Source organism: Yokenella regensburgei ATCC 49455 (genome assembly GCF_000735455.1).
Taxonomy (GTDB): Bacteria; Pseudomonadota; Gammaproteobacteria; order Enterobacterales; family Enterobacteriaceae; genus Yokenella; species Yokenella regensburgei.
On record NZ_JMPS01000002.1, the window covers coordinates 1 to 2,526 of the forward strand.

Genomic DNA, 2,526 nt, shown 5'->3' on the forward strand with positions numbered 1-2,526 from the left:
GGAAGACGTTGGTCGCCTGGCTGCCGCTCACCTGCTTCAGCGCGCTGTTCAGCTCGGCCTGGCTGCCGACGTTGAGGCTGCTGTACAGCTCGTTGTTGGTGTAGCCCGCGTCCAGCGCGTTCGCCACGCTGCTGACGCTGCCGTCGGTTGCCACGTCGGCATAGGCGTTTTTGCTCATGGTCACGTCAACGTTGCCGCTGGCGTCGGTGCTGCCCTGCGCGTTCCACACCACCGAGGTGGAGGCAATGGCTGACGCATCCGTCAGGTTGCTGCCCTGCACCACGTTGTCGAAGGTCACGCTGGTGGCGTCGGTGCCGGCGGTAAAGCCGGTGTTGACCGACACGCCGTTCATGCTGGCGTTGCTCACCATCAGCGTCCCGGCGCTGCCGTCGGCGCTGGTGCCCACCACGTAGCCGGTCAGGTCGTTGGTGGCCGACGTTGAACTGCTGCTGGCGGTTGTTGGTGTGGTGTAGTGGGTGTAGTCGGTGGTATCGCCGTCAGCGCCTTCGCCTGTACCTGAGAGGGTCTTATTGCTGCTGCCCGATGCCATAATCGACGAACCGGTGACCGACGGGTCGATGTAGACGGTGCCGTTGTTCACCACATGCCCGGCACCCATATTCGCAAAGGCAGACGAGTTGCTGGCGTAGATATTGATGGTGCCGTCGTTCTGGATAACTGAACTGGCGTTGGCCTCGCTGCTGAGCTGCATACCGATCATATTGGTGTTCGTCGTGCCTTCGGTGCCGACGTTAATTACCCCGGTGCTGCTGTTGATAAGCTGCGCCCCGGCGCCGCCGCGCATCGCCATCGCCCCCTGGCCGTCAACCGTGATGGTGCCGTCGTTGATCGCCACGGTATTGTTATTGCGCATGTAAAGCGCCGAGCCGGTCCCCTGATAGTTGATTTCCGCACCGACCTGGTTCCAGAAGGTACTCTGCGTCGGGGCCGCGCTGGTGGTATACACCAGATTCACACCGCTGGCGGTCTGGTTGATGGTACCGCTGTTAACAATGGTGTTGTTACCGCTGCCGAGGATCATCAGCCCGCCGTTCAGCGATTTCGAGCCGTCGGTGGTAATAACGCCGGTATTGTTCAGCGTCGCGCCGTTAGATAGCCCCACCGTCCCGCTTAACGTCCCGGCGTTATTCAGCGTGCCCGCCGCCAGGGTGACCGCGCTGCTGATGGTGCCGTCCGCCTGGTTGGTCAGGGTGCTGTTGGTGTCCCAGAAGGTAATAGTGCCGCCGGAGACGCTGCCGTCGTTGCTGACGTTACCGCTAATCATCTGCGTGCCGCTCAGCGCGGTGCTGGCGCCTGCGGCGGCAATCACGTCACCGTCTTCATAGGCCACCGCGCTGTCGGTCGGGTTATAGGTTGCTGCATCTTCGCAGCTGCCGTCGGCGCAGATTTTACCGTAGTTGATAATCAGCCCGCTGCCGTCGGTGGCAAACGCCTGACCGTAGTCGGCGTCGATGTTAATCACACCATCTTTATCGTTAATTGCGGTCCCGCCGTAGGCCACCATCATGCCGACCAGCTGGTTATTCATCGACCCCGTCACGCCCTCATCGGCGGTCAGGTTGATGGTTCCCTGGTTGGTCACCGTGCCGCCGTGCAGCGCCAGCATGCCAATGCCTTCATTATTGACGTTGATGGTGCCGGTGTTTACGCCGTTGGCATTGGACGACATACCAGTCCAGTCGCTACCCATCACCATCCCGGCGCCGTGAAGCTTGATGTTGGTGCTATCGTAAAGACTGGTACTGGCAACGGTGCCGTCGTCATTGAGCACCGGAATAAAGCCGTCGAGATTGATGGTGCCCGCATTCGTCGCCGTGCCTTTCACCACGCCCATGCCGAACAGGCCCGCGCCCTGCAGGTTGATGGTGCCGCCCACGTCGTTAATCAGCGTACTCGCCGTCGTACTGGCATCCGCCAGCATCGCATAGCCCACCAATCTATTGGTTCTGAGCGGAAGATCGGACAGACCATAACCCATTGAGCCCGGCGTCAGGGTGCTGGTCAGGTTAACCGTCCCGCCGTCGGCGTTGATTGCGGTACCGCCAGCGGTGGCATGCAGTGTCCCCCAGCTCTTGGTCGTGCTTTTCGCCTGGCTGTTTACCGTGCCGTGGTTGGTCACCTGAGCGCCGCTGGCAGCCGCCATCAGCGCATAATCAAAGGAATCACTGGTGATCGTACCGTAGTTATCGACCGCCGAGCCCTCACCGGAGGCTTCTATCGCGCTGCCCAGGGCACTGGCAATACCAGCGTCCACGCTCGTATACGCAACAGTCAACGTTGAATCATCATTCAACACCAGGTGACCACCGTTATTGACCACGGCAAACTGAACTGGCTCATTAGTAGCACCGACGATGTTCATTAAGGAGTCGCCGCTAACGGACAGGGTGTTATCACCGTCAATAAAGATCCCGGCAACATCAAGCAAATACGCATTTGGAGTGACGCTGGTAGAGATATTGACCCCACCATTGAGCTGTACGGTATTACCACTGCCGGTCACCA

Annotated in this window: 1 protein-coding gene; it reads right to left on the minus strand. The window is 60.0% G+C overall.

All coding sequences use genetic code 11. The features are described 5' to 3' along the window. A partial coding sequence (locus GYRE_RS24675) for a beta strand repeat-containing protein (RefSeq protein ID WP_038252065.1) occupies nt 1-2,526 on the minus strand: 2,526 nt, incomplete at both ends.